Below are 21,760 nucleotides of genomic sequence, written 5' to 3' on the forward strand. Positions count from 1 at the left end.
AATGCCTAAAATTCTAAAACCCTAGGCTGGATAGCAAATCGTCCACATCGTCCTGACCGGACACAACGTCTTCTCTTTTATCGGCATGAATCTGCGGACCTTCACCCTGAGAGAGATGTTTTTGTGGATCTTTTTCAGCAAGCATCGCTTCACGGTCATGTTCGATGCCCGCAAAGCGGTCCACCTGACTGGCCATCAGCACGAGCTTGAGCAGGTTGCTTTCAACTTCGGTGACCAACTGGGTCACCCGCTTGATCACCTGGCCTGTGAGGTCCTGGTAATCCTGGGCGAGCAGGATGTCGTTCAGGTTGCCCGACACCGCGCGATTGTCCGTGCCGCTGCGCGTCAGGAACCCGTCGACCCGTCGGGCCAGTTCACGAAACTCTTCGGCGCCGACTTCGCGACGCATGAAGCGCCCCCAGTCCGCGCTCAACACCTTGGCTTCATCGGCCAGGCCATTGACCAGCGGCGTGGCACTTTCCACCAGATCCATGGTGCGGTTGGCCGCAGCCTCGGTCAGCTTGACCACATACCCCAGGCGCTCGGTGGCGTCGGTGATCTGCGACACTTCTTCGGCCTGCGGCATGTGCGGGTCAATCTGGAAATTGACGATCGCGCTATGCAGTTCGCGGGTGAGCTTGCCCACTTCCTGATACAGGCCGCGGTCACGGGTCTGGTTGAGCTCATGGATCAATTGCACCGCGTCGCCGAACTTGCCTTTTTCAAGGCTCTCGACCAATTCGAGGGCGTGTTTTTTCAGGGTCGATTCAAAATCGCCCAATGAAGTTTCGTTATTGCCCATAGCTCCCCCGTGGCGCACTCATCAACCGATGCGTTCGAAAATCTTCTCGATTTTTTCTTTCAACGCCTGAGCCGTGAAGGGCTTGACCACATAGCCGTTAACGCCGGCCTGGGCCGCTTCGATGATCTGCTCGCGCTTGGCTTCAGCGGTCACCATCAGCACCGGCAGGTGCTTGAGCTTTTCATCGGCACGCACGTGACGCAGCAGATCGATACCGGTCATGCCAGGCATGTTCCAGTCCGTTACCAGAAAGTCGATGCTTCCGCTGTTGAGCACCGGAATGGCGGTAGTGCCATCGTCGGCCTCGACGGTGTTGGTGAACCCAAGGTCACGCAGCAGGTTCTTGATGATCCGCCGCATCGTTGAGAAGTCATCAACGATGAGGATTTTCATGTTCTTGTCCAATTCGACCTCCAAGCAGTCTTAAACGCGCCCAGCACCTGGACACGCCATTTCAATCAATCCGGCAAAGCACTCAATGACTGTCTGGAGCACAACAGATCGCGACCGGCGCAGTTCAACACCACACCGGCCTCGTTCGCAGTGTCCCCACACTGCCTTCAGCGCGCTCGCCACTCCCCCAAACGCCCCCGCAAACGGGCCGCGCACTGGCTGTGTAACTGGCTGACCCGCGATTCGCTGACCCCCAGGACCTCACCGATTTCCTTGAGATTCAACTCTTCGTCGTAGTACAGCGCCAACACCAGTCGCTCACGCTCCGGCAAATTGGCAATCGCATCCGCCAGCGCAGCCTGGAAGCGTTCATCCTCCAGGTCGCGTGACGGCTCGACATGAGCACTCGCGCCATCCTCGTGCAGCCCTTCGTGTTCGCCGTCCTGCAACAGGTCGTCGAAACTGAACAGCCGGCTGCCCAGGGTGTCGTTCAAAATCCCGTAGTAATCGTCGAGACTCAATTGGAGTTCGGCCGCAACTTCGTGATCTTTAGCGTCACGGCCGGTTTTAGCTTCAATCGAGCGAATGGCATCGCTGACCATGCGCGTATTGCGGTGGACCGAACGTGGCGCCCAGTCCCCCTTGCGCACTTCATCGAGCATGGCGCCGCGGATTCGTATGCCCGCGTACGTCTCGAAACTGGCGCCTTTGCCGGCGTCATATTTGGTCGACACTTCAAGCAGGCCAATCATCCCGGCCTGGATCAGGTCTTCGACCTGGACACTGGCCGGCAAACGCGCCAGCAAGTGGTAGGCAATGCGTTTAACCAGCGGCGCGTAACGCTCGATCAGCTCGTACTGCGCATCACGCGCCGATCTCTTGTAGAGGTTGTAGCCGCTGGCTGTCATAGAACAGGTCCTGCTGTCTGCTGCACGAGGCGCTCGACGAAAAACTCCAGGTGCCCGCGCGGGTTGGCAGGCAGCGGCCAGGTATCAACCTTTTGTGCGATTGCCTTGAACGCCAGCGAGCACTTGGAACGCGGGAAGGCCTCGTAGACGGCGCGCTGCTTCTGCACGGCCTTGCGCACGCTTTCGTCGTAGGGCACCGCGCCGACGTATTGTAAGGCGACGTCGAGGAAGCGATCCGTGACCTTGGTCAACTTGGCGAACAGGTTGCGTCCTTCCTGCGGGCTCTGGGCCATGTTGGCCAGGACGCGGAAGCGGTTCATGCCGTAATCGCGGTTCAGCAACTTGATCAAGGCGTAGGCATCGGTGATCGAGGTCGGCTCGTCGCACACCACCAGCAGCACTTCCTGGGCTGCACGGACGAAACTGACTACCGAGTCACCAATGCCCGCAGCGGTGTCGATCACCAGTACGTCGAGGTTGTCGCCGATATCACTGAAGGCCTGGATCAGGCCGGCGTGTTGCGCGGGGCTCAGATGCACCATGCTCTGAGTGCCGGATGCGGCCGGAACGATACGGATGCCGCCGGGCCCCTGCAGCAATACATCGCGCAGTTCGCAGCGGCCTTCGATCACGTCGGCCAGGGTACGTTTGGGTGTCAGGCCCAGCAGAACGTCGACGTTCGCCAGCCCCAGGTCGGCGTCCAACAGCATGACGCGCCGGCCAAGTTCGGCCAAAGCCAGGGACAAGTTCACTGACACATTAGTTTTCCCGACGCCACCTTTGCCGCCGGTCACCGCGATCACCTGTACGGGATGCATGCTGCCCATGTTATTTCTTTACCTTGTCTTGCATAGACGGAGGCCACATTACTGGCTGCGCGTTCACAAACGGAACAATGCATGGCAGACCATCGATGTAGGTATAAAAACTGTTCATTTTTACCTCAGCCAACCTGCTTGGTCGGGCTGTGGTAGATGTCAGCGAACATGTCAGCCATGGCTTCTTCGCTGGGTTCTTCCTGCATTTGCACACTCACGGCGCGGCTGACCAATTGATGACGGCGCGGCAGATGCAAATCATCCGGGATCCGCGGGCCATCGGTCAGGTAAGCCACCGGCAGTTCATGACTGATGGCAAGGCTCAACACCTCGCCCAGACTAGCCGTTTCATCCAGTTTAGTCAGAATGCAGCCGGCGAGCCCGCAGCGCTTGTAACTGTGATAAGCGGCCGTTAGAACCTGTTTCTGGCTGGTGGTTGCCAGAACCAGATAATTTTTTGAACGGATGCCGCGACCGGCCAGACTTTCGAGCTGCATGCGCAGCGCCGGATCGCTGGCCTGCAGGCCCGCGGTATCGATCAGCACCACGCGTTTGCGCAGCAATGGCTCCAGCGCCTGCACCAGGGACTGGCCAGGGTCGACGTGGGTCACCGACACATTGAGAATGCGCCCCAAGGTCTTGAGCTGCTCCTGGGCACCGATGCGGAAGCTGTCCATGCTCACCAGCGCAATGTTCTGCGCGCCGTACTTGAGCACATAACGGGCAGCCAGCTTGGCCAGGGTGGTGGTCTTGCCCATGCCGGCAGGGCCAACCATGGCGATCACGCCGCCCTCTTCCAGCGGCTCGACCTCCGGAGTAACGATCATGCGCGCCAGGTGCGCCAGCAACATGCGCCAGGCCTGACGAGGCTCTTCGATTTCGGTGATCATTGCCAGCAGGTCGCGCGACAGCGGGCCAGACAGGCCGATACGTTGCAGGCGACGCCAGAGGTTGGCCTGGTCCGGACGGCTGCCTTGCAGCTGATTCCAGGCCAGGGAGCCGAGTTGTACTTCCATGAGTTCGCGCAGGCTGTTGAGCTCGAAACGCATCGAGTCGAACGCACGTGGATCCACGCCACCGGACGCTGGCGCAGCGGCTGGCGCGGGGCGACGGGGTTCGGCGTAGGTCGGTTCGATCAGCGGCTCGGCGGCAGTCAACGGCAATCCGGCGAACAGCTGGCGATTGGTTGCATTGTCGCTCTCGCCATCGCCACGCAGGCTCAATTCGGCCTGGGCGGTGACGATCCGCGACTGAGTCTTGCGCAATTCGTCTTCGAGCTCCATGTTCGGAACCCGCGGCGCCAGCGCCGACAACTTGTAGTCCAGCGCAGCCGTCAGTTCGACCCCCCCGGCGATCCGGCGGTTGCCAATGATGGCGGCATCAGCGCCCAGCTCATCGCGAACCAGCTTCATGGCCTGACGCATATCGGCGGCGAAAAAACGCTTAACTTGCATAAACCACTACCTCAGCCGTTGGGCCCTACTGTCGCAACGATGGTCACTTGCTTGTTGTCAGGGATTTCCTGGTAAGCCAACACATGCAAACCCGGGACTGCGAGCCGGCCAAATCGCGAGAGCATCGCGCGAACCGGACCGGCCACCAGCAGAATCACCGGCTGACCTTGCATCTCCTGACGCTGCGCCGCGTCGATCAACGAACGTTGCAGCTTCTCAGCCATGCTTGGCTCCAGCAGAACGCCCTCTTCAGAGCCTTGTCCTGCCTTTTGCAGACTATTGAGCAATATCTGTTCCAACCTTGGCTCCAGCGTGATAACCGGCAGCTCCGACTCAGTGCCTACAATGCTTTGGACGATTGCGCGGGATACGCCAACCCGCACGGCAGCCACCAGCGCGGCGGTATCTTGACTCTTGGCGGCATTGTTGGCGATCGCCTCGGCAATACTGCGGATATCGCGAACAGGCACCTGTTCGGCCAACAGCGCTTGCAACACCTTGAGCAACTGCGACAGCGAAACCACGCCCGGCACCAGCTCCTCGGCCAGTTTCGGCGAGCTTTTGGCCAGCAATTGCATGAGTTGCTGCACTTCTTCGTGACCGATCAGCTCACTGGAATGCTTGTAGAGTATCTGGTTCAAGTGAGTAGCCACTACTGTACTGGCATCGACCACCGTATAACCGAGGGATTGCGCCTGGGCGCGCTGGCTGATTTCGATCCAGACCGCCTCCAGGCCGAAAGCCGGATCTTTGGCGGTAATGCCGTTGAGCGTGCCGTAGACCTGCCCCGGGTTGATCGCCAGCTCGCGATCCGGGTAAATCTCCGCTTCGGCCAGGATTACCCCCATGAGAGTCAGGCGATAGGCACTCGGCGCCAGGTCGAGGTTGTCGCGGATATGCACCGTGGGCATCAGGAAGCCCAGGTCCTGGGACAGCTTCTTGCGCACGCCCTTGATTCGCGCCAGCAACTGGCCGCCCTGGTTGCGGTCCACCAGCGGAATCAGGCGATAACCCACCTCCAGGCCGATCATGTCGATCGGCGTCACGTCATCCCAGCCAAGCTCCCTGGTTTCCTGGGCCCGGGCTGGCGACGGCAGCAACTCCTGCTGGCGCTTGACCTCTTGCAGGGCGTGAACCTTGGCGACGTTCTGCTTCTTCCAGAACAGGTAAGCGCCACCGGCCGCCAGGGCCGCCATGCTCAGGAACGAGAAGTGCGGCATGCCGGGCACCAGGCCCATGACCGCCATCAAACCGGCTGCCACCGCCAGCGCCTTGGGCGAGGCGAACATCTGGCGATTGATTTGCTTGCCCATGTCTTCCGAACCGGACGCACGGGTCACCATGATTGCCGCTGCTGTCGATAACAACAGTGATGGCAATTGCGCCACCAAACCGTCACCGATGGTCAGCAGCGCATACACCTTGCCGGCGTCGCCGAAGGTCATGCCGTGCTGGAAGATACCGACCGCCATGCCGCCGATCAGGTTGATGAACAGGATCAACAGACCGGCGATGGCGTCACCGCGGACGAATTTGCTGGCACCGTCCATGGAACCGTAGAACTCGGCTTCCTGGGCCACTTCCGAACGACGGGCCTTGGCCTGGGCCTGATCGATCAGGCCGGCGTTGAGGTCGGCGTCGATCGCCATTTGCTTGCCGGGCATCGCATCGAGGGTGAAACGCGCGCTCACCTCGGAAATCCGCCCCGCGCCCTTGGTGACCACGACGAAGTTGATGATCATCAAAATCGCGAAGACCACGATACCGACCACGTAGTTACCGCCGATCACCACCTCGCCGAAGGCCTGGATCACCTTGCCGGCCGCCGCATGACCGTCCTGGCCGTGGAGCATCACCACCCGCGTCGAAGCCACGTTCAGCGCCAGGCGCAACAACGTCGCCACCAGCAGAATGGTCGGAAACACCGCGAAATCCAGCGGTCGCAGGGCATAGACGCACACCAGCAGCACGACGATGGACAGGGCAATGTTGAAGGTGAAGAACACGTCCAGCAGGAACGGCGGCACCGGCAACATCATCATCGCCAGCATGACCAGCAGCAACAGCGGCACGCCCAGATTGCCTCGACTGAGGTCGGCAACGTTTGTGCGGGCACTGTTGATTAACTGAGAGCGATCCACCGGTATTCCCCGTTCCTTTAAAGCAAACTTTTGACGCCTGAAGCGGGCGCAGGGCGGCTACTGCAAGAAGCTTTCCAACTTTTGCAAAGGCAAGAAACAGAGGGGTTTTGAAGGATTCTGTGGGAGCGAGCTTGCTCGCGATGGCGGTGTGTCAGTCGACACACATTGTGCCTGTGCTGGCGCTATCGCGAGCAAGCTCGCTCCCACAAAGGAGCCGCGCCCGGCTCAGGAGTCGCGGCGCAAATCCGGCGGAATAGGCAAATCATCCTTCAGCGGATCAGGCCGCTTGCCCTTGCCCGCCCGGTACTGTCGAATCTGGTAGACGTAAGCCAACACCTGCGCCACCGCCAGATACAACCCACCCGGGATCTCCTGCTCAAGCTCCGTCGAGTAGTAGATCGATCGCGCCAGCGCCGGAGACTCCAGCAACAGAATCTCGTTGGCCGCCGCGATCTCACGGATCTTCAGGGCCAGGAAGTCGCTCCCCTTGGCCAGCAATACCGGCGCATTACCCTTTTCCGGGTCGTACTTGAGGGCTACGGCGTAGTGCGTCGGGTTGGTGATGACCACGTCGGCGTCGGGAATGGCGGCCATCATCCGTCGCTGGGACATTTCGCGCTGGAGCTGGCGAATGCGTTGTTTGACCTCCGGCCGCCCCTCTTGATCCTTGTGCTCGTCACGCACTTCCTGCTTGGTCATTTTGAGTTTCTTGATGCTCTCCCAGAGCTGGATCGGCACATCCACGGCAGCGATGATGATCAATCCGCAAGCCATCCACAGGGAACTCCAACCGACCACTTGCACGCTGTGAATGATCGCGCGGTCCAGCGGTTCGTGAGCGATGCGCAGCAAATCGTCGATGTCCGCCGCCAACACCAGCAGCGCCACGAACAGCACGATGAAAAACTTCGCCAAAGCTTTGAGCAGTTCGGCAATGGCCTTGGTGGAGAACATGCGCTTGAGCCCGGCGCCGGGGTTCATCCGGCTGAACTTGGGCGCCATGGTGCCGGCAGAAAACAGCCAGCCGCCAAGGGAAATCGGGCCGATCAACGCGGCCAGCAGCAAGGTGATCATCACCGGTTGAATCGCCAGCAAGGCAATCTGTCCCGAGTGCAGCAAGTAGGTGCCCATCGAGCGCTGATCCAGCACCACCTCTCGCGACAGGGAAAAGTTCAGGCGCATCAGGTCCATCATTTCCTGGGCCAGCACCCCGCCGAACACCAGCAATGCCCCAGCCCCGGCGAGCATGATTGCCAGGGTATTGAGTTCCTTGGAACGGGCAATCTCACCCTTCTCACGGGCGTCCTTTTTCTTTTTCTCCGTGGGGTCTTCTGTTTTGTCCTGACCGCTTTCGCTCTCAGCCATGACTCAGCGCGCCTGTGCCAGTTCGCGTAAAAACTGCAAGGCCTCGGTGGCCAGCGGTTGATACTGATTGAGAATGTCCGCCAGCCCGACCCAGACGATAAACAGGCCGAGCACCAGGGTCAGCGGGAAGCCGATGGAGAAAATGTTCAGTTGCGGCGCCGCCCGGGTCATCACGCCAAACGCGATGTTGACCACCAGCAGCGCGGTGATGGCCGGCAGCACCAACAGCAGCGCCGCGCCAAGCACCCAACCCAGCTTGCCGGCCAGCTCCCAGTAATGATTGACCATCAGACCGCTGCCGACCGGCAGCGTGGTGAAGCTCTCGGTCAGCACCTCGAACACCACCAGATGGCCGTTCATCGCCAGGAACATCAGCGTCACCAGCATGGTGAAGAACTGCCCGATCACCGCCACTGACACGCCGTTGGTGGGGTCGACCATCGAGGCGAAACCCATGCCCATCTGGATCGCGACAATCTGCCCCGCCACCACGAACGCCTGAAAGAACAACTGCAAGGAGAAACCGAGGATTGCGCCGACGAGGATCTGTTCGGCAATCAGCAGCAGGCCGCTTAAATCCAGCGCATTCACTGGCGGCATCGGCGGCAGGTTGGGTGCGATGACCACGGTGATGGCGAGGGCGAAATACAGGCGGATACGTTTAGGCACCAGTGAGGTGCCGAACACCGGCATGACCATCAGCAAGGCGCCGACGCGAAACAGCGGCAACATGAACGTCGCCACCCAGGTACTGATCTGGGTGTCCGTCAGCTGCAGTAGCGACGACATGGTTTAGCCGATGACCTGCGGAATACTGCCGTACAACTGCAGGATGTACTCCATGAAGGTCTGCACCAGCCACGGCCCGGCCACGATCAGCGTCACCAGCATCACCAGCAGGCGGGGCAGGAAGCTCAGGGTCTGTTCGTTGATCTGTGTCGCGGCCTGGAACATCGCCACGATCAGGCCCACCAGCAGGCTTGGAATCACCAACACGGCAACCATCAGCGTGGTCAGCCACAGCGCTTCGCGGAAGATGTCGACGGCTACTTCCGGGGTCATGGCGAGACACCGCCGAAGCTGCTGGCCAGCGTGCCGATGATCAGCGCCCAGCCATCGACCAGCACGAACAACATGATCTTGAACGGCAGGGAAATAATCAGCGGCGACAGCATCATCATACCCATGGCCATCAACACGCTGGCCACGACCAGGTCGATGATCAGGAACGGAATGAAGATCATGAAGCCGATCTGGAATGCCGTTTTCAGCTCGGAGGTCACGAAGGCCGGCACCAGGATGGTCAACGGCGCCTGATCCGGCGTCGCGATGTCAGTGCGCTTGGACAGGCGCATGAACAACTCCAGATCGCTGGTACGGGTCTGGGCGAGCATGAAGTTCTTGATCGGCACCTGGGCCTTGGCGACCGCATCCTGGGCCGTCAGTTTTTCCGCCAGATACGGCTGCAAGGCGTCCTGGTTCACCCGGCCGAACACCGGCGCCATGATGAACAGGGTCAGGAACAGCGCCATGCCGGTGAGGATCTGGTTCGACGGTGTCTGCTGCAGACCCAGGGCCTGGCGCAGGATCGAGAAGACAATGATGATCCGGGTGAAACTGGTCATCAGCATGACAAACGCCGGGATAAAACTCAGCGCGGTCATGATCAGCAGAATTTGCAGGCTGACCGAGTATTCCTGCGCACCCTGCGCATTGGTGCCCAGGGTGATGGCCGGGATCGACAACGGATCGGCGGCGAATGCCAGCGGCGCGGCCAGCATCAGGGTCAGCGTCAAGGCGATGCGCAGCGCACCCATTACTTCTTATCCTTCTGATCTTTACCCAGCATCTCCAACAGGCGCTGGGCAAATTCCGGCGTCGGCTTCTCGGTACTCGGCACTTGCACCGGCTCCTTGAGCACATGCAGCGCAGTGATGTTGCCGGGGCTCAGGCCCAACAGGATCTGCTCGTTGCCGACCTGCACCAGCATCAGGCGGTCGCGAGGCCCCAGCGCGCGGGAACCGACAATCTCGATCACCTGCCCCTTGCCAGCCGGACCGGCCTGCTGGACCCGACGCAGCAACCAGGCGAGGAGGAAGATCAGCCCCAGCACCAGCAGCAAGCCGAACACCAGCTGCGTCAGTTGCCCAGCCACACCGCTGCTCACCGCCGGCGCGGCAGCCGTGGTCGCCGTAGCGACAGGCTCAGCCGCCAGCACGCTGAACGGCATCGCCAATACAAACCCGAGAACCCTTTTCACTCAGCGCAGCTTCTTGATGCGTTCGCTTGGGCTGATCACGTCCGTCAGGCGGATGCCGAACTTCTCATTGACCACCACCACTTCGCCGTGGGCGATGAGCGTGCCATTGACCAGCACGTCCAGCGGCTCGCCGGCCAGGCGATCAAGCTCGATCACCGAACCCTGGTTCAGTTGCAGCAGGTTGCGGATGTTGATCTCAGTGCTGCCCACTTCCATGGAAATCGACACCGGGATATCGAGGATCACGTCCAGGTTCGGGCCTTCGAGGCTGACCGGATCGTTGTTTTTCGGCACACTGCCGAACTCTTCCATTGGCAGGCGGTTGGACGCGGAACTGCCGGCGTCGGCGGCCAGCAAGGCATCGATATCGGCCTGCCCGGCATCACCGGTTTCTTCCAGGGCCGCTGCCCACTCATCGGCCAGAGCCTGGTCGTCTTGCGTGTTCATTTGTCAGTGTCCTCGGCGAGCAAAAAATCAGAATTCGTTTAATCGCGAATGGGTACGAGCGCCGGTCAACGGCGCTCGATCGGCTCGATCACTTGCAACGCCAGATTGCCCTTGTGCGAGCCCATCTTGACCTTGAAGGCCGGCACGCCGTTGGCGCGCATGATCATTTCTTCCGGCATGTCGACCGGGATCACATCCCCCGGCTGCATGTGCAGGATGTCGCGCAGGCGCAACTGACGACGAGCCACCGTCGCACCGATCGGCACGTCGACGTCCAGCACGTCCTGGCGCAGGGCGTTGACCCAGCGCTCGTCCTGATCGTCGAGGTCCGACTGGAAGCCGGCATCGAGCATTTCGCGCACCGGCTCGATCATCGAGTACGGCATGGTCACGTGCAGGTCGCCGCCACCGCCATCGAGTTCGATGTGGAAGGTCGACACCACAATGGCCTCGCTCGGGCCGACGATGTTGGCCATGGCCGGGTTCACTTCCGAGTTGATGTACTCGAAGTTGACTTCCATGATCGCCTGCCAGGCTTCCTTCAAATCGACGAACGCCTGCTCCAGCACCATGCGTACCACGCGAAGTTCGGTCGGCGTGAATTCACGCCCTTCGATCTTGGCGTGGCGGCCGTCGCCGCCGAAGAAGTTGTCCACCAGCTTGAACACCAGTTTGGCGTCGAGGATGAACAGCGCGGTGCCGCGCAGGGGTTTGATCTTGACCAGATTGAGACTGGTCGGCACGTACAGCGAGTGCACGTATTCGCCGAACTTCATCACCTGCACGCCGCCGACCGCCACGTCTGCCGAGCGACGCAGCATGTTGAACATGCTGATGCGGGTATAACGGGCGAAACGCTCGTTGATCATTTCCAGGGTCGGCATGCGTCCACGGACGATGCGATCCTGGCTGGTCAGGTCATAGCTTTTGACGGTGCCGGGTTCGGCAGCGTTATCGGTCTGTACCAGACCATCGTCGACGCCATGCAACAGCGCGTCGATCTCATCCTGGGACAGCAGGTCCTGCACGGCCATGTCGTGTTCCTACTGCAGTACGAAATTAGTGAAAAGCAACTGTTCGATCACCACTTTGCCGAGCTCTTTCTGCGCCACTTCCTGGACACTGGCGGTAGCTTTCTGCCGCAGCATTTCCTGGCCGACCGGCGAGGCGAGGGTCGCGAAGTCCTGCCCGGAGAACAGCATGACCAGGTTGTTGCGGATCACCGGCATGTGGACCTTGAGTGCTTCCAGATCCGCCTGGTTGCGCGCGAGCATGGTGATGCTCACTTGCATGTAGCGCTGGCGACCGTTCTGGTTGAAGTTGGCCACGAAAGCCGGCGCCATCGACTCGAAAATCGCTGGCTGCTTGCCGACAGGAGCGGTTTGCTCCACTGCGGCGGCAGGCTTGCTCTGAGCGCTGTGCATGAAGTACCAGGTCGCCCCCACGGACACACCGATCGCCAGCAGCAGGGCCACCACGATCACGATAATCAGCTTGAGTTTGCCTTTGGTTGCGGGGTCTTTTACTGCTGCGTCGCTCTTCGCCATGCCAATAATCCGTCACTAATCGGGTTTTCACAGTCGCACGGCAAGGCAAGAGCAAGTGTTATGCCAGAACGGTTGGGAGGGAGATGGGTGGACAGACGCCTTTTTGAAGAGCGCCGCCAAACAAATGTGGGAGCGGGCTTGCTCGCGAATGCGTTGTGACAGTCAACATTAATGTTGAATGTTAAACCGTATTCGCGAGCAAGCCCGCTCCCACAGGGTTTGTGTCTGATCAGGCGTAGTAGTCGACGGCGCTGGAGCCGATCACACTGGTAGCCGTTGCGGCAACTTCTGTGATGCTCGGGGCTATTTCGTCATCCATGGCTTCAAGACGACCACCACTGGCGCTCGTTCGCCCGCTCTGGCTCTGCTGAGCCTGCTCCTGCCCTTGCTGCGAACCACGGGATTGGTCCGAAACGTTGACATCGACCTGCCCCATGCCCTGCTGCGCGAACATGTCGCGCAAGCGATGGACCTGCCCATCCAGCGCCTCACGGACGCCCGGATGCGCACTCATGAACGTGACCTGGGTCTGTTGATCGGGAACCATGTTCACCCGAATGTCCAGACGCCCGAGTTCAGCGGGCTGCAACTGGATGTCCGCTGCCTTGAGATTGGCGCTGGACAGGTACATGACCCGGTTCACCACCTCTTCGGTCCACCCGCTCTGGTGCATGGCGATCGGCTGGTTCACCGGCAAGGCATTGGCTGTCTTCGGTGTGGCCGCCTGGGTCAGCGCTGCCAGACGGTTGGCGAAATCATCGACACGGGTGTCGCTGCTGGCGGACTTGAGGTCCTTCAGGCCGTCATCGATCAAGCCGCTGAAAGCCTTGTCGCCCCCCTGACCGGTGCCGCTGTTGTCGCCCTGAACCTCCAGCATGGTCGCCATGCCGGCGGCAAAGTTTTGCGCCGACGTCAGCTCACCGTCAGCCTGGGCTTGCGCTTGTGTCGGCGCAGCCTTGGGCTGCGCCTGGCTGGAAGCCGATACGTGACCGCCCTGCTCCATCGCCAGGCGCACCGCCGGCAATGCGTCGAGCGGATCGGTCGAGGGATCGAAATCGCCGTCGGCAGTGGCCAGCGCTGGAGCGAGTGCAGCCGTAGCCGTAGCCGCGGACGCAACCGGCGCATCAACGACAGGTTGCACTGTGTCGACTACGCAAGAGGCTACCGGTGCCAGTACAACGGGATCTATCGGTGCGGCATCGACGACCGGAGCCGGGTCGGCATCTGACGCATCATCGCCAACGATCTTGTCATCAGCCGGCACCGAATTGTCGACAGGCAAGGATTTGCCGCCATCGGCAACCACCGGTTCCTCGGCGGCAGACTTGTCGTCATCAGCGTCGTTCCTTCCGGCAACATCGCTGGTTTTGTCGCGACCGGGCTTGACCGAGGTATCGGCCAATGCATTGGGCTTGCTCTGGGCCTGGCTGGCGTAGACATGAGCGAAGCTTGCGGCCTTGCCCCCGGGCTTGGCAGTCTGCGCCGGAGGATTGGCGGAGCCAGCTTGAGTCTTGGCCTGCCTGGAGGCCTGAAGCAGAATATCGGGGGTAACGGGCATGAAACGGTCTCCGCTGCACGGGGCTCGTAAGTACAGTTGGATGAGTTGACTGCAAGGGTCGAGCCAGTTTCACTCGAAGAGGACCAAATGCAGCGTGTGCTCAGATTTTCGCCGGGCAACGCTGTCGTTCAGCTTCGTACAGAGGCCGGATACCGGCGAACTCGCGATCGATTTCGCCGACCAGTTCCTGAACGGCGGTGCATGGCAAACTTCTGGCCTGCAGCTCAAGTTGATGGCACAGCTCGGTCAGCCTCAGGGCGCCCATATTGCTGCTGCTGCCCTTGAAGCTATGGGCGGTTTCAACCAGCAGTGCAGCACTGTCAGCCGTTCTCAAGACTTTCAGGCGCTCTTCGGAGTCCGCAAGAAAGATATCCAGCAGATCCGGATAGCCCTCTTCCATCACTTCCTGCAATGCGCTCAGCACGTCGCGATCCACATGTGTGTCGTCCACTTGCTCACTCCTTGATCAAGAATGCGCGGATTATGCCAGAGCCTCCCAGATAAACTCCACGCGTGCACTTCGACCATTGTCGCTCCAGCGGGCATTACGCCCCAACTGGCGGATCAGACTGACCCCACGCCCCGACAGGCGGACGTCTTCCAACGGTCTTGCCATCACCCGCTCGACATCGAAACCCTTGCCGCTGTCTTCGATGTGAATGGTCAGGCAACCGCCATCGTCCGTTGGCGTCACCTGCAAATGTAACCGTACATAGCCATCCAGCAGCTCGTCCAGCCGGGTATTACGCTCTTGATAATATCGCGCAAAACCCGAGGCATCGCGCTTGAGACTCGAATCCAGCCCCAGCACGCCATGCTCCAGCGCATTGGAGTAGAGCTCCGCCAGCACGCTATAGAGCGCACCGCTCTGAGCCCGAAGACCATGGACCTCAAGCAACAACTGCAACAGATAGGGTAACGGATTGAAGCGCTTGAGCGTGGCGGCGCGAAACTCGAAACTTACCGACCAGTCCAGCGGGCAGGACTGGCCGCTGTCGGAGTAGACCAACGCCGGCGGAGTGATTTGCGTCGACTCCAGCAGGCTGACTTCGACCATGCTGACATCGTCACGCGCTTCACCGCCGAAATGACGCAGCGCCTGCTCGATCTCTTCGAACAGCACATCCGGATGCCGATTGGCGGCAAACACCTGCTGCAATCGCTGCACGCCAAACAGTTGATCATTGGCGTCGCAGGTATCGATCACCCCATCGGACAGCAGAAACACCCGATCCCCGAGAGCCATGGGATACACGTCGGTACGCTCATCGAAGGATTCCGGGCTCAGCACACCCAAAGGCAGGTTCCGCGCTGGCAGAGGCGTTCGCTCGCCACTGGCAACGCGATGCAGGTAACCGTCCGGCATGCCGCCATTCCAGACTTCCACCGAACGACGCTGAAAACTCAGGCACAGCAACGTGGCACAGCAGAACATGTCCACCGGCAGGATGCGCTTGAGCTTGGCATTCATCTCGCGCAGGGTTTCCGCCAGGCCATAGCCCTTGGCGGTCATGCCGTAGAAGACTTCGGCCAAGGGCATCGCACCCACTGCCGCCGGCAAACCGTGGCCGGTGAAGTCGCCCAGCAGCACGTGCATGTCTCCGGCCGGGGTGAACGCGGCCAGCAACAGGTCGCCATTGAACAGCGCATAGGGCGATTGCAGATAACGGATATTCGGAGCGGCATTCAGGCAGCCGGAGTGCGCCACCTTGTCGAAAACGGCCTTGGCCACACGCTGTTCGTTGAGCAGGTAGTCGTGGTGCCGGGCGATCTGGTCACGCTGTTGCAGCACGGTGTCCTGCAAGCGCCGCAAGCGATCCATCGCCTTGATCTTGGCAGCGAGAATCACCTGGTTGTAGGGCTTGGCCAGAAAGTCGTCACCGCCGACTTCCAGGCAACGGGCCAGGGCTTCGCTTTCGGACAACGACGTGAGGAAGATGATCGGCACCAGGGTTTCCCCGGCCAGAGCCTTGATCTGCCGGGCCGCCTCGAAGCCGTCCATGACCGGCATCATCGCATCCATCAACACCAGGTGCGGTGATTGCTGGCGAAACACCTCGACCGCTTCGGCACCGTTGGCCGCCGTCAGCACTTCGTGCCCCTGGCGGCGCAGAATGCTCGACAACAGCAGGCGATCGGCGGCGCTGTCCTCGGCAATCAGGATCGTCAGCGGCTCCAGTGGCTGCATGGCAATCAACTGATGTCGAACAGCTTGTCGAAGTTGGAGATGGCGAGGATCTTGCGCACGTCGGTACTGCTGTTGACGACACGGATATCGGATTCGTCGCCACCGGCGTGATCACGCAGCAAAAGCAACATGCCCAGGGCCGAGCTATCGAGGTAAGTGGCGTCTTTCAGGTCGACCACAACCGCCGATATCTCTTTATTTTCGTAGGACTGACGAAATTCCTGGTGCTTGGCGAAATCGAATCGTCCCTTGACCGATATCGTCAGTTTTTGCCCATCCGGAGAGACTTCTGTAACGACTGACATTTCATGGCTTCCTTGTCATTTGTAAACCCGCTTGCACAAGGTTTAGCATTTGGTAGAGGTTGGAGCAAGGCGGCAGGTTGTGGTGACTGTCGAATCGTTATCGCTGTAAGCCTGACATCCCCGTGCGCTCACAGGTTCATCGCGAGCGAGTTCGCTCCTACAGGTGATCCTGCCGTGGCAGGCGCTGGGACAATTCATCCAACAGTTTCTGTTCGCGCCGGTCTTCAAGCGCCCGCGCCTCATCGGCATAGCGCTGAACCAGCTTGCGCAAGCCTTCGACCCGGGCAAACGCCTGCTGCCAGGTGTCCCGGGCCTTGTTCAGGTTGTTCTGATGCCAGGCCAGGCTTTGCCGCTGCTGGTCGATGGCCGTGCCCAGTTGCGCGAGAAAGCCTTGATAGCCCAGCAACCATTGGCCCGAGACGCCGCCGCTGCCGCGCACGATCCATTGCTCCTGATAATCGAGACGGAAGGCTTCGAGGTCGGCGAGTTTGCTTTCGGCCAAACGCACTTGCCCCTGAAAGTGCCCCAGGCGCTGGACTGCGGTTTTCTCGGCCTTTTCGGCCATTTCCACCACGGGGGCCAGGCGCCCTGCCCGAGTCTGGGCCATGGCCGGTTAGCCGCCCGCCGCGGGCGCGAAGATCGACGCGAGGTAAGCTTCGCTTTCGCCCAGGCTGATGCTGTCGTTGAGCCCCTGGCGCAGGTATTTGACCAGTTGCGGTTGCAAGGAAATCGCCAGGTCGGTCTCGCGGTCGCCGCCAGCGACGTAGGCGCCGACGCTGATCAGGTCGCGACTCTGCTGATAGCGCGACCACAATTGCTTGAAATACTGCGCTCGCATCATGTGCTCCGGCGACACCACCGCCGGCATCACCCGGCTGATGGATGCCTCGATATCAATGGCCGGGTAATGACCTTCCTCGGCCAGTCGCCGGGACAGCACGATGTGCCCGTCGAGCACGCCCCGCGCCGAGTCGGCAATCGGGTCCTGCTGGTCATCGCCTTCGGACAGCACGGTGTAGAACGCGGTGATCGAACCACCGCCCTTCTCGGCATTACCGGCCCGCTCCACCAGCTTCGGCAACTTGGCGAACACCGACGGCGGATAGCCTTTGGTCGCCGGCGGCTCACCGATGGCCAAGGCGATTTCCCGCTGGGCCTGGGCGAAACGGGTCAGCGAATCCATGAGCAACAGGACGTTCTTGCCCTTGTCGCGGAAATATTCGGCGATGCGCGTGCAGTACATGGCGGCGCGCAGTCGCATCAGCGGCGCATCGTCCGCCGGGGACGCCACCACTACCGAACGCTTGAGCCCTTCTTCACCGAGGATGTGCTCGATGAATTCTTTAACTTCACGCCCCCGCTCACCGATCAGTCCGACGACGATAATGTCGGCCTCGGTAAAGCGCGTCATCATCCCCAACAGCACGGATTTACCGACACCGGTACCGGCGAACAGGCCGAGCCGCTGGCCGCGTCCGACCGTCAACATGCCATTGATGCAACGGATGCCCACGTCCAGCGGTTCGCTGATCGGTTCGCGCTTGAGCGGGTTGATGGTCGGGCCGTCCATTGGCACCCAGTCTTCGGCCTTCATCCCGCCCTTGCCGTCCAGCGCACGACCGGCGCCATCCAGCACCCGCCCGAGCATGCTCATGCCCATGGGCAAGCGACCGGTATCGGCCAAGGGCACCACTCGGGCACCGGGCGCAATGCCGGCGACACTGCCGACTGGCATCAGGAAGACTTTACTGCCGGAGAAGCCCATCACTTCGGCTTCAACCTGCATCGGGTGATAGCTGTCGTCGTTGATGACCATGCAGCGGCTGCCCATGGCGGCGCGCAGGCCTTCGGCTTCGAGGGTCAGGCCGACCATGCGCAGCAAGCGGCCTTCGAGGATCGGTGCGCCCTCCAGTCCCGTGGCCTCGGCATAGCTGCCCAGGCGCTTGGCGAAACTGGTGCGTTCAAGGCGCATCGGGAACATCCTGAGCCGGTGCGACCGCAGGCTTACCTTCGATCGGCAGTTCAAGGCTCAGGTCCGGCGCGGCCGGGTGCAAGGCCTGCTCGTGCAACTGATCGAACAGCTTGTCCATCACCCGCGCGACACGGGTTTCGACCGTGGCGTCGATGCGGCTGTGCTCTGTCTCGACCCGGCAACCGCCAGGCAACAGCGCTTCGTCCTCGACGATGCGCCACGTTTCCTCATGACGCTCGCGCAGGGCTTTGACCTGTGCGAAGTCCTGCGGATTGATGTACAGCCGCACATTGCCCACGCCCAGCGGCAACAGCTTGAGCGCCTCGCGCATGACGTGTTCGATCTGCGTCGAGTCGATGGCCAGTTCGCGCTGGATCACCTGCCTGGTGATGTGCTGCACGAGGTCGACCAGGGACTTTTCAATCTCGGTGTCCTGTTCGGCAATGGGCTCGAACAGGTGCATCATCAGTTGCTCCAACGCCGCAATCTTGGCGGTCAGGGCCATTTCGGCTTCCTGGCGGACCTTGAGCGTGGTGCTGTGGAAACCTTCCTTCTCACCCACCGCGAAGCCTTCGTTATAGGCTTCCTGGCGAATGCTTTCGAGCTCTTCGAGGGTCAGTGGCTGGACTTCCTCCAGCGGCACTTCCTCCATTTCCGGCGGTTCGGGTTCAGGCTCAGGTTCCGGCTCGGGTTCCGGCGGGTCGAAACTGGGCAGCGCCCAGGTATCGAAGCCACTGACATCCCTGGCCCGGATCAGGTCAGTGGGTGCATCATCATTCTTGACCATGGTGTTAGATCATTTCCTCGCCGCCCTTGCCGCCGAGAACGATTTCCCCGGCTTCGGCCATACGGCGGGCGATGGTGAGGATTTCCTTCTGCGCGGTTTCCACGTCGCTGACGCGTACCGGGCCCTTGGCTTCCAGGTCGTCGCGCAACAGTTCGGCCGCACGCTTGGACATGTTCTTGAAGATCTTCTCCTTGACGCCTTCGTCCGACCCCTTGAGGGCCAGCACCAGCACATCGGAGGACACCTCGCGCAGCAGCGCCTGAATCCCGCGGTCGTCGACATCGGCCAGGTTGTTGAACACGAACATGAGGTCTTCGATCTGACCGGACAGGTCTTCGTCGACTTCGCGGATCGAGTCCATGAGCTGGCCTTCGATCGAGCTGTCGAGGAAGTTCATGATGTCCGCAGCACGCTTGATACCACCCAGGTTGGTGCGAGAGGCATTCGAGTTGCCGGAGAACTGCTTCTCGAGAATCTGGTTGAGTTCTTTCAGGGCCGCTGGCTGTACGGTGTTCAGCGAGGAAACCCGCAGGATGATGTCCAGTCGCGCCTTGTGGTCGAAGTTACCGAGCACTTCACCGGCCTGGTCCGGATCGAGATACGCCACCACGATCGCCTGGATCTGCGGGTGCTCGTAACGGATCACGTCGGCGACGGCGCGCGGTTCCATCCACTTCAGGCTGTCGAGGCCGCTGGTGTTGCCACCGAGCAGGATGCGGTCGATCAGGCCGTTGGCCTTGTCTTCGCCCAGGGCCTGGGTGAGCATCTTGCGCACATAGTCGTCGGAGCCGACGCCCAGGCTGGTCTGGTCGCCGACGATATCGACGAACTCGCTCATCACCTGTTCGACCTGCTCGCGGTGCACATTACCCATCTGGGCCATGGCCACACCCACGCGCTGAACCTCTTTGGGGCCCATGTGGCGCAGCACCTGGGCAGCGTCGGTGGACCCCAGGGACAGCAACAGGATTGCGGCTTTGTCGACCTTGGACAGTTTGGCGGCAACGGCTCGGTTATCACTCATCTGCGTTAATCCACTCTTTCACGACCTGGGCCACACGACCCGGGTCTTCTGCCACCAGACTCTTGATTGCGTTCAACTGAGCGTCATAGCCTTCGCTCGGGCTCGGCAACAGGATGCTGGTCGGGCCACCGAGGCTGACACGGTCGTTGGCCAGTTCGCCATCCAGACCGCCCATGCCACCCAACTCGACGTCGCTGCCGATACCGGCCAGCTGCTTGCCCTTGCCACCACCGGTGATGTTGTTGAGCACCGGACGCAGCACACCGAACACCAGCACCAGAATGAACAGCACACCCAGCACTTGCTTGACGATGTCCCAGAACCACGGCTGGGAGTAGAACGGAATTTCGGCAATCACTTCACCGCGCTCGGCGGAGAACGGCATGTTGATCACGCTGACGCTGTCACCACGGCTGGCATCGAAGCCGACCGCGTCCTGAACCAGACGCGTGAAGCGCGCAAGTTCATCGGCGCTCCATGGCGCACGGGTGGTTTCGCCGTTGGCCGGGTTGATCTTGACCTGATCATCGACCACCACCGACACCGACAGGCGATTCAACCGGCCCTGTTGCTGCTTGGTGTGGCTGATGGATCGGTCGAGTTCGAAGTTCTTGGTCGATTGTTGACGCTTGTCCGCCGGGTACGGAGCGAGCATCGGCTGGCCGGTGGCAGGGTCCATGATTTGCTGGCCATTGGCATCAACCAGCGGCTGGCCCGGCTGCACCATGCCGGCTGCCCCCGGAGTGCCGCCGGTGGTTTGCGGTGCGGAGGCCGGCGCTGGAGGCTGGTTGCTCAAGGCACCCGGCACACCTTGCGGGCCATTGCTGGCGGTACGTTGTTCGTTGACCGACTGCTCGCTGCGCAACGCCGGTTGATCCGGGTTGAATTGCTCGGAAGTCGATTCGACCGCACTGAAATCCACGTCGGCCGAGACTTCGGCCTTGTAACGGTCGTTGCCCAGCACTGGCTGCAGGATGTTGTGCACGCGCTGAGTGAGCATGCTTTCCATGCGACGGCTGTAGTCGAACTGCTTGCCAGCCATGGTCAGTTCGGAGTTTTCCGCCTGATCGGAGAGCAGGTTGCCCTTCTGGTCGACCACGGTGATCTGCGATTTGCTGAGTTCGGGAACGCTGGTCGCTACCAGATTGATGATGGCCACGACCTGGCCTGGCTCGAGGGAGCGACCGGAATAGAGTTCAACCAGAACCGAAGCGCTCGGCTTGCGCTCGTCGCGCACGAACACCGAACTTTTCGGGATCGCCAGGTGCACACGAGCACCCTTGACGTTGTTGAGGCTGGAAATGGTGCGGGCCAGTTCGCCTTCGAGGCCGCGACGGTAGCGGGTCGCTTCCATGAACTGGCTGGTGCCAAGCCCCTGCTCCTTGTCGAGAATTTCAAAACCGATGTTGCCGTCGCTGGGAGTGACACCAGCGGCCGCGAGCTTGAGCCGCGCTCGGGACAGGTCATCGGCCTTGACCAGCAAGGCACCGGAATTGGGTTCGACGGTGTACGGGATATCGGCGGAGGCCAGGGTATCCATGACCTGCTTGGCGTCCATGCCGGCAAGGCTGCCGTACAGAGGCCGGTAGTCCGGTTGCTGGGACCACAACACCACGGCAAAACCAATCGCCACGCTCGCCGCCAGGCCGACCAACAGGCCCACCTGACGCAACATGGTCATCTCGGAGAGGTTTTCCAGGAAGGACAACCCGAACAACGGCGGTTTGCCGTCTATTGGAGTGGCCTTGGCCGGAACGTTATCGGCGACTGCTTCTGCCATGACTCAATCTC

General features: G+C 60.9%; 23 protein-coding genes. All 23 read right to left on the minus strand.

Features of this window, described 5'->3' with window-relative positions; all coding sequences use genetic code 11:
• Window positions 1-13 precede the first annotated feature (13 nt).
• Entirely contained in the window at window positions 14-802 is a 789-nt protein-coding gene (locus KGB20_RS11135) for a protein phosphatase CheZ (protein ID WP_150813431.1), read from the minus strand.
• Window positions 803-823: 21 nt separating this feature from the next.
• Entirely contained in the window at window positions 824-1,195 is a 372-nt protein-coding gene (locus tag KGB20_RS11140; protein ID WP_003183998.1) for a chemotaxis response regulator CheY, read from the minus strand.
• 167 nt (window positions 1,196-1,362) lie between these two features.
• Window positions 1,363-2,103 (minus strand): RNA polymerase sigma factor FliA, encoded by a 741-nt coding sequence (fliA, locus tag KGB20_RS11145; protein ID WP_150813430.1) that lies wholly within the window; start codon window positions 2,101-2,103, stop codon window positions 1,363-1,365.
• Window positions 2,100-2,930 carry a flagellar synthesis regulator FleN gene (fleN, locus tag KGB20_RS11150; RefSeq protein ID WP_008001746.1) on the minus strand — a complete coding sequence of 277 codons (831 nt, stop codon included), beginning with the start codon at window positions 2,928-2,930 and terminating at the stop codon, window positions 2,100-2,102. The genes fliA and fleN overlap by 4 nt, the downstream gene beginning before the upstream one ends.
• 116 nt (window positions 2,931-3,046) lie before the next feature.
• A complete protein-coding gene (gene flhF, locus KGB20_RS11155) occupies window positions 3,047-4,375 on the minus strand; it encodes a flagellar biosynthesis protein FlhF (RefSeq protein ID WP_150813429.1) in 1,329 nt (442 codons plus the stop codon).
• An 11-nt stretch (window positions 4,376-4,386) separates the two neighbouring features.
• A complete protein-coding gene (gene flhA, locus KGB20_RS11160; RefSeq protein WP_102669722.1) occupies window positions 4,387-6,516 on the minus strand; it encodes a flagellar biosynthesis protein FlhA in 2,130 nt (709 codons plus the stop codon).
• A gap of 225 nt (window positions 6,517-6,741) precedes the next feature.
• Window positions 6,742-7,881, minus strand: a complete 1,140-nt coding sequence (gene flhB, locus KGB20_RS11165) for a flagellar biosynthesis protein FlhB (protein ID WP_223532259.1) — start codon at window positions 7,879-7,881, stop codon at window positions 6,742-6,744.
• Window positions 7,882-7,884: 3 nt separating this feature from the next.
• Window positions 7,885-8,670, minus strand: coding sequence for a flagellar biosynthetic protein FliR (gene fliR, locus KGB20_RS11170; RefSeq protein ID WP_150734894.1), 786 nt, complete (start codon window positions 8,668-8,670; stop codon window positions 7,885-7,887).
• A gap of 3 nt (window positions 8,671-8,673) precedes the next feature.
• Window positions 8,674-8,943: a flagellar biosynthesis protein FliQ gene (fliQ, locus tag KGB20_RS11175; protein WP_008058625.1), complete on the minus strand. Its 270-nt coding sequence runs from the start codon at window positions 8,941-8,943 to the stop codon at window positions 8,674-8,676.
• The gene (gene fliP, locus KGB20_RS11180; protein WP_223532261.1) at window positions 8,940-9,698 is read right to left on the minus strand and encodes a flagellar type III secretion system pore protein FliP; all 759 of its coding nucleotides are present in this window, start codon (window positions 9,696-9,698) and stop codon (window positions 8,940-8,942) included. Before fliP ends, fliQ begins: the two co-directional genes overlap by 4 nt.
• Entirely contained in the window at window positions 9,698-10,111 is a 414-nt protein-coding gene (gene fliO, locus KGB20_RS11185; protein ID WP_102669727.1) for a flagellar biosynthetic protein FliO, read from the minus strand. The genes fliP and fliO overlap by 1 nt, the downstream gene beginning before the upstream one ends.
• Window positions 10,112-10,141: 30 nt before the next feature.
• Window positions 10,142-10,588 (minus strand): flagellar motor switch protein FliN, encoded by a 447-nt coding sequence (gene fliN, locus KGB20_RS11190; protein ID WP_150813424.1) that lies wholly within the window; start codon window positions 10,586-10,588, stop codon window positions 10,142-10,144.
• Window positions 10,589-10,653: 65 nt separating this feature from the next.
• Window positions 10,654-11,622 carry a flagellar motor switch protein FliM gene (gene fliM, locus KGB20_RS11195; RefSeq protein WP_046037701.1) on the minus strand — a complete coding sequence of 323 codons (969 nt, stop codon included), beginning with the start codon at window positions 11,620-11,622 and terminating at the stop codon, window positions 10,654-10,656.
• Between the two features lie 9 nt (window positions 11,623-11,631).
• Window positions 11,632-12,135: a flagellar basal body-associated protein FliL gene (gene fliL / locus KGB20_RS11200; RefSeq protein ID WP_150813423.1), complete on the minus strand. Its 504-nt coding sequence runs from the start codon at window positions 12,133-12,135 to the stop codon at window positions 11,632-11,634.
• A 229-nt stretch (window positions 12,136-12,364) separates the two neighbouring features.
• The gene (locus tag KGB20_RS11205; protein ID WP_223532263.1) at window positions 12,365-13,693 is read right to left on the minus strand and encodes a flagellar hook-length control protein FliK; all 1,329 of its coding nucleotides are present in this window, start codon (window positions 13,691-13,693) and stop codon (window positions 12,365-12,367) included.
• A gap of 100 nt (window positions 13,694-13,793) precedes the next feature.
• Window positions 13,794-14,144 (minus strand): Hpt domain-containing protein, encoded by a 351-nt coding sequence (locus KGB20_RS11210; protein WP_150813421.1) that lies wholly within the window; start codon window positions 14,142-14,144, stop codon window positions 13,794-13,796.
• A gap of 30 nt (window positions 14,145-14,174) precedes the next feature.
• Entirely contained in the window at window positions 14,175-15,881 is a 1,707-nt protein-coding gene (locus KGB20_RS11215; RefSeq protein WP_150813420.1) for a fused response regulator/phosphatase, read from the minus strand.
• Window positions 15,882-15,886: 5 nt separating this feature from the next.
• Window positions 15,887-16,186: an STAS domain-containing protein gene (locus KGB20_RS11220; RefSeq protein WP_150813419.1), complete on the minus strand. Its 300-nt coding sequence runs from the start codon at window positions 16,184-16,186 to the stop codon at window positions 15,887-15,889.
• Window positions 16,187-16,343: 157 nt separating this feature from the next.
• Window positions 16,344-16,793 carry a flagellar export protein FliJ gene (gene fliJ / locus KGB20_RS11225; RefSeq protein WP_057715885.1) on the minus strand — a complete coding sequence of 150 codons (450 nt, stop codon included), beginning with the start codon at window positions 16,791-16,793 and terminating at the stop codon, window positions 16,344-16,346.
• Window positions 16,794-16,799: 6 nt separating this feature from the next.
• Entirely contained in the window at window positions 16,800-18,158 is a 1,359-nt protein-coding gene (gene fliI / locus KGB20_RS11230; RefSeq protein ID WP_057715886.1) for a flagellar protein export ATPase FliI, read from the minus strand.
• Window positions 18,148-18,945 carry a flagellar assembly protein FliH gene (fliH, locus tag KGB20_RS11235; RefSeq protein WP_223532265.1) on the minus strand — a complete coding sequence of 266 codons (798 nt, stop codon included), beginning with the start codon at window positions 18,943-18,945 and terminating at the stop codon, window positions 18,148-18,150. The genes fliI and fliH overlap by 11 nt, the downstream gene beginning before the upstream one ends.
• Before the next feature lie 4 nt (window positions 18,946-18,949).
• Window positions 18,950-19,969, minus strand: a complete 1,020-nt coding sequence (fliG, locus tag KGB20_RS11240; RefSeq protein ID WP_150813417.1) for a flagellar motor switch protein FliG — start codon at window positions 19,967-19,969, stop codon at window positions 18,950-18,952.
• Window positions 19,962-21,749, minus strand: coding sequence for a flagellar basal-body MS-ring/collar protein FliF (gene fliF / locus KGB20_RS11245; protein ID WP_150813416.1), 1,788 nt, complete (start codon window positions 21,747-21,749; stop codon window positions 19,962-19,964). Before fliF ends, fliG begins: the two co-directional genes overlap by 8 nt.
• Between the last annotated feature and the right edge of the window lie 11 nt (window positions 21,750-21,760).

The organism is Pseudomonas sp. BF-R-30 (assembly GCF_019956175.1).
Lineage (GTDB): Bacteria > Pseudomonadota > Gammaproteobacteria > Pseudomonadales > Pseudomonadaceae > Aquipseudomonas > Aquipseudomonas jessenii.